A 5,529-nucleotide genomic window follows, 5' to 3' on the forward strand; every position below is an offset into this window, starting at 1 on the left:
CCACCGGCCCCCGTACTGGAGGCGGTCGGCGTCAGCAAACGCTTCCCCGGTGTGGTGGCGCTCGACGATGTCTCGTTCACCCTGCGCGCGGGTGAGATCCACGCGCTCGTCGGGGAGAACGGGGCGGGCAAGTCGACGCTGATCAAGATCCTCACCGGAGTCCACCGGCCCGACGAGGGCGAGTTGCGGCTCGGCGGCGAGCAGGTCGCCTTCCACCGCCCGCACGAGGCGCAGCAGGCCGGCATCTCCACCATCTACCAGGAGGTGAACCTGGTCCCGCTGATGAGCGTGGCCCGCAACATCTTCCTGGGCCGGGAGCCCAGGACCCGGCTCGGCCTGGTCGACTTCCGCCGGATGCACCGGGAGACCGCCGGCCTGCTGGGCGGCTTCGGCATCACCACCGACCCGCGCCGCCCGCTGCACACCCTCGGCATCGGCACCCAGCAGATGGTCGCGCTGGCAAGGGCGGTCTCGGTACGCGCCAGGGTCGTGGTGATGGACGAGCCGACCTCGTCGCTGGAGCCGCGCGAGGTCGAGACGCTGTTCCGGGTGATCGGCGAACTGCACGGCCGCGGCATCTCGCTGGTCTACGTCAGCCACCGGATGGACGAGCTGTACCGGATCTGCGACCGGGTCACCGTGCTCCGCGACGGCCGCCGGGTGCACACCGGCGGCCTCAAGGACACCGACCGGGTGCGGCTGGTCTCGATGATGCTCGGCCGCGAGCTGGCGCAGGTGCGCAAGGAGGGCGCCACCAGCTTCGGCGACAGCAGGACCGCGGCGGCGGAGCCGGTGCTCACCGCGACCGGGCTGACCCGCCGGCATCTGCTCGACGGTATCGGCCTGGACCTGCGGCCCGGCGAAGTGCTGGGCCTGGGCGGGCTGCTGGGGTCGGGCCGCAGCGAGACCGCGAAGGCGCTGGCCGGCGCGCTGCCGCTGGACGGCGGCGAGATCACGGTCGGCGGGCGCCGGCTGTCCCGGATCAGCTCGGCCGCCGCGATCCGGGCCGGGATCAGCCTGCTGCCCGAGGACCGCAAGGCCGAGGGCATCGTGCCCGGCCTGTCGGTCCGGGAGAACATCGTGCTCGCCGCCCTGCCCCGGCTGTCCCGGTTCGGCTTCATCTCCCGGCGCAAGCAGGACCGGGTCGTGGACATCTTCATGAAGCGGCTGCGGATCAAGGCGGCCGGCCCCGAGCAGAAGGTCGGCGAGCTGTCCGGCGGCAACCAGCAGAAGGTGCTGCTGGCCCGCTGGCTGTGCCTGGAACCGCGGGTGCTGCTGCTGGACGAGCCGACCCGGGGCATCGACGTCGGCGCGAAGGCGGAGGTGCAGACGCTGATCGACGAACTGGCCGCCGAGGGCCTGGCGGTGCTGCTGATCTCCTCCGAGCTGGAGGAGCTGGTGGAGGGCGCCGACCGCATCGTGGTGCTGCGGGCCGGCGCGGTCGCCGGCGAGCTGACCGGCGACGACGTCTCCGAGGGCGCGCTGCTGACCGTACTGGCGGAGACCGCGCCGGAACCCGTACCGGAGCCCGCGGCGGACAGCGCGGAACCGCCGGGAGGACCGCGGAGGGGACAGCTGGACGGACCTCGGAACGCTCCTGACCAGGCCGCGGACCGGACAGCGGACGCCGCCGCGGACCGGACGGCCGGGCAGGCACCCGGCCCGCAGAAGGAGGACCCCCGATGACGTCGTTCGCGCTCCCGCGCGGCCTGGACCGGCCGCGGATCGCCGACGCGCTCCAGCGCTACGGCGTCTACGGCGCCGTCCTGGCGCTGCTGGTCTTCAACGCCATCTTCACCGACCACTTCCTCACCGCCGACAACCTGCGCACCCAGCTGGTCCAGGTCGCGCCCGTGGTGATCGTCGCGCTCGGCATGGCGCTGGTCATCGGCACCGAGGGCGTCGACCTGTCGGTGGGCTCCACGATGGCGCTGTCCGGCGCGCTGCTGCCGCTCTACCTCGGGTACGGGCTGCTGCCCTCGCTGCTGGTGGCGCTGCTGGCCGGGGTGGTGGTCGGGCTGGTCAACGGCTCGCTGGTGGCGCTGGTCGGCCTCCAGCCGATCGTCGCCACCCTCGCGCTCTTCGTCGGCGGCCGGGGCCTGGCCCTGGTCATCGCCGACGGGCAGCTCAAGCAGATCGAGAACACCGACCTGCTCAGCCTCGGCACCGACAGCGTGCTGGGCGTCCCGGTGGTCGTGCTGATCGCCGGGGTGCTGGCGGCGCTGGTCGCGGGACTCGTCCAGCGCACCACCTTCGGGCGCCAGCTGGTGGCCGTCGGCGGCAACCGCAAGGCCGCCGCGCTCGCCGGACTGCCGGTGCGGCGGGTACTGATCGGGGTCTACGTCATCTGCGGGGTGCTGGCCGCGCTCGCCGGGGTGCTCGCCACCGCGCGGCTGACCGCGAGCGACCCCTCGTCGCTGGGCAACCTGATGGAGCTGTCCGCGATCACCGCGGTCGTGGTCGGCGGCACCCCGCTGACCGGCGGCTCCGTCCGGGTGCTCGGCACCGTTTTCGGCGCCCTGCTGATGCAGCTGCTGCACGCCACCCTGGTCACCCACGACCTGCACGACTCCACCGCCCAGATGGTCCAGGCGGGCATCATCCTCGTCGCCGTCTACGTCGCCCGGGAGCGCAGAGCCCGATGAAGTCCCTCGTGAATCCCGCCCCGCCCGCACCCGCCGGGCCGCCGCCCCCGCTCACCGCGGCCGCCGAACCCCGCGCCGGCGGCCGGCAGCGCGCGGCCGAACTGCTCCAGCGCCAGGGCGTGCTGGCGGTCCTGGTCCTGCTCTGCGTGATCTCCTCCTTCCTCTTCTCCTCCTTCGCGACCCTGGACAACACCCGCGGCATCACCATCCAGGCGTCCTTCCTGTCGGTCGTCGCGCTCGGCATGACGCTGGTGATCGTCACCGGCGGCATCGACCTGTCGGTCGGCTCGGTCTTCGCGCTCGGCGGAGTGGTCGCCGCCTGGGCGTCGCAGTACGGCTTCCTGCCCGCGCTGCTGCTGCCGCTGGTGGTGTGCGGGGCGATCGGCACGGTCAACGGGCTGCTGGTCGCCAAGGCCGGCATGGCGCCCTTCATCGTGACGCTCGCCTCGCTGCTCGGCGCCCGCGGGCTGCTGCTCGCGCTGACCCACGAGGGCGCCAAGACGTATCTGGTGCCGCGCGGCTCGGCCTTCCAGAAGCTGGGCGGCGGCACGGTGTGGGGCTTCGGCTACCCGGTGCTGATCGCGCTCGCGCTGTTCGGGCTGGGCGGCCTGGTGCTGCAGCGCACGTCGTTCGGCCAGGCGCTGTTCGCGGTCGGCGGCAGCGGGGACGCGGCGCTGCTGATGGGCCTGCCGGTGGCGCGTACCAAGGTGCTTGTCTACACGCTCAGCGGGCTGCTCGCCGGATTCGCCGGCGCGCTGAACGCGGCCCGGCTGTCGTCGGGGGTGACCATCATCGGCGTCGGCATGGAGCTGGACGCGATCTCGGCGGTGGTGATCGGCGGCACGCTGCTGGTGGGCGGCGCGGGATCGGTGTCGGGCACGCTGTGGGGGGTGCTGCTGCTCGGCGTCATCCAGAACCTGATCAACCAGATCGGCTCGCTCAACTCCTCCTACCAGTCGGTGGTCAGCGGCGGCTTCCTGATCGTGGTCGTGGTCGCCCAGCGGTACCTGTCGGCCGCCAGACGCGGTACCTGACGGACACCGGCCGCGCACCCGCACCACATACGGGACCGGCACACTGAGGCCGGAACCGCCGTGCCTCCACAGGACGGCCGAGGGAAGGAACTCCGTGGGCGCCAGCCTCAAGGACGTCGCGCAGCTGGCAGGCGTGTCCGTCAAGACCGTGTCGAACGTGGTGAACAACTACCCCCATGTGACCCCCGGGATGCGCGAGCGCGTCCAGCGGGCCATCGACCAGCTGGGCTACCGGCCGAACCTGACCGCCCGCCACCTGCGCAAGGGCAGGACCGGCATCATCGCGCTGGCCGTGCCGGAGCTGGGCAACCCGTACTTCGCGGAGCTGGCCGGCGCCGTCATCGACGCCGCCGCGCGGCACGACTACACGGTGCTGCTCGACCACACCGCGGGCCTGCGCGAGAAGGAGCTGCTGGTCTCGCAGGGCTTCCGGGCCCATGTCATCGACGGCCTGATCCTCAGCCCGATCGAGCTGGAGGCCGCCGACCTCCTCGGCCGCCCCGGGGACGCGCCGCTGGTGCTGCTCGGCGAGCGCGAGTACGACGCGCCCTACGACCACATCGCCATCGACAACGTGGCCGCCGCCCGAAGCGCGGTACGCCACCTGGCCGGGCTCGGCCGGCAGCGGATCGCGTTCCTCGGCGCGCGCAGGGAGATGGCGCGGCAGCCCGCGCACCTGCGGCTGCGCGGCTGGCGCGAGGAGCTGACCGCGGCCGGCCTGCCGCACGACGAGACGCTGGTGGCCGCCACCGACGGCTACGGCCGCTGGGACGGCGCCGCCGCGATGAACGCGCTGCTCGACCGGGGCGCCGAGCCCGACGCGGTCTTCGCGTACAACGACCTGATGGCGCTCGGCGCGATGCGGGCGCTGGTCGAGCGGGGGCTTCGGGTGCCGCAGGACGTGTCGGTGGTCGGCTTCGACGACGTCGAGGAGGGCCGCTTCTCCACCATCGCGCTGACCACGGTCTCACCCGACAAGCAGGCCATCGCCCGGCTGGCCGTCGAGCGGGTGGTGGCCAGACTGGCCGGCGACCCGCAGTTGCAGCCGGAGCGGATACGTCCCGGCTACACGCTGGTCGCGCGGGAGTCCAGCGCCGCACGCGCCGGGTGAGCGCGGACGCGTTCCGTACGCCCGCGCGCCGGGTGAACGCGCCCGTACGCCCGCACGCCCGTCATTGTCCCGATCCGCCGACCGCCGAGGACCGCCGATGCCCGCGCCCCTACCGCACCGCTCCCCCTTCGGCCGCACCCCAGGCGGACAGCCGGTCGAGTGCTGGCGGCTCGAATCCGCGGCCGGGGTCGCCGCCGAGATCCTCACCTACGGCGGCATCCTGCACGCCCTGCACGTGCCCGACCCGGCGGGGCGCCGCGCGTCGGTCGTGCTGTCGCTGTCCGACGTGCCGGCGTACGCCGAGCGCAGCCCGTACTTCGGGGCGCTGATCGGCCGCTACGCCAACCGGATCGGCGGTGCCCGCTTCCTGCTCGACGGCCGGCTGCACCGGCTGCCCGCCAACGACCGCGGGCACACCCTGCACGGCGGCCCGGACGGCTTCCACCACCGCCTGTGGCAGGCCGAACCGCTGCCCGGGGCGCTGCGGCTGACGCTGCACAGCCCGGACGGCGACATGGGCTTCCCCGGCGGGCTGGACGTCGGCGCGACCTACGCGCTCGGCGAGGACGGGACGCTCGCGCTGTCCTTCGAGGCGCGCACGGACCGGGCGACGGTCGTCAACCTCACCAACCACGCGTATTTCAACCTGGCGGGCACGGGAGCGGATGACGGGCCGGCGTCCGGGTCCGGGTCCGGGTCCGGGTCCGGGTCCGGGTCCGGGTCCGGGTCCGGGTCCGGG

At 73.6% G+C, this 5,529-nt stretch carries 5 protein-coding genes; all 5 read left to right on the forward strand.

What is annotated here, in order from left to right; all coding sequences use genetic code 11:
- The first annotated feature begins 15 nt into the window (after positions 1–15).
- On the forward strand, positions 16–1,686 hold the full coding sequence (locus tag V7E46_RS30315; RefSeq protein WP_333771414.1) for a sugar ABC transporter ATP-binding protein: 1,671 nt from the start codon (positions 16–18) through the stop codon (positions 1,684–1,686).
- Positions 1,683–2,645 carry an ABC transporter permease gene (locus tag V7E46_RS30320; RefSeq protein ID WP_333771409.1) on the forward strand — a complete coding sequence of 321 codons (963 nt, stop codon included), beginning with the start codon at positions 1,683–1,685 and terminating at the stop codon, positions 2,643–2,645. Before V7E46_RS30315 ends, V7E46_RS30320 begins: the two co-directional genes overlap by 4 nt.
- A complete protein-coding gene (locus V7E46_RS30325; protein WP_333771410.1) occupies positions 2,642–3,679 on the forward strand; it encodes an ABC transporter permease in 1,038 nt (345 codons plus the stop codon). The genes V7E46_RS30320 and V7E46_RS30325 overlap by 4 nt, the downstream gene beginning before the upstream one ends.
- Positions 3,680–3,773: 94 nt before the next feature.
- On the forward strand, positions 3,774–4,790 hold the full coding sequence (locus V7E46_RS30330; protein WP_333771411.1) for a LacI family DNA-binding transcriptional regulator: 1,017 nt from the start codon (positions 3,774–3,776) through the stop codon (positions 4,788–4,790).
- 97 nt (positions 4,791–4,887) lie between these two features.
- A partial coding sequence (locus V7E46_RS30335; RefSeq protein WP_443054399.1) for an aldose epimerase family protein occupies positions 4,888–5,529 on the forward strand: 642 nt, incomplete at its 3' end.

It is taken from the genome of Streptomyces sp. IBSBF 2435 (genome assembly GCF_036815005.1).
Lineage (GTDB): Bacteria > Actinomycetota > Actinomycetes > Streptomycetales > Streptomycetaceae > Actinacidiphila.

Coding starts and splice junctions, on each gene's coding strand:
- V7E46_RS30320 (WP_333771409.1), top strand. CDS start 1,683: ATGACGTCGTTCGCGCTCCCGCGCGGCCTGGACCGGCCGCGGATCGCC.
- V7E46_RS30325 (WP_333771410.1), top strand. CDS start 2,642: ATGAAGTCCCTCGTGAATCCCGCCCCGCCCGCACCCGCCGGGCCGCCG.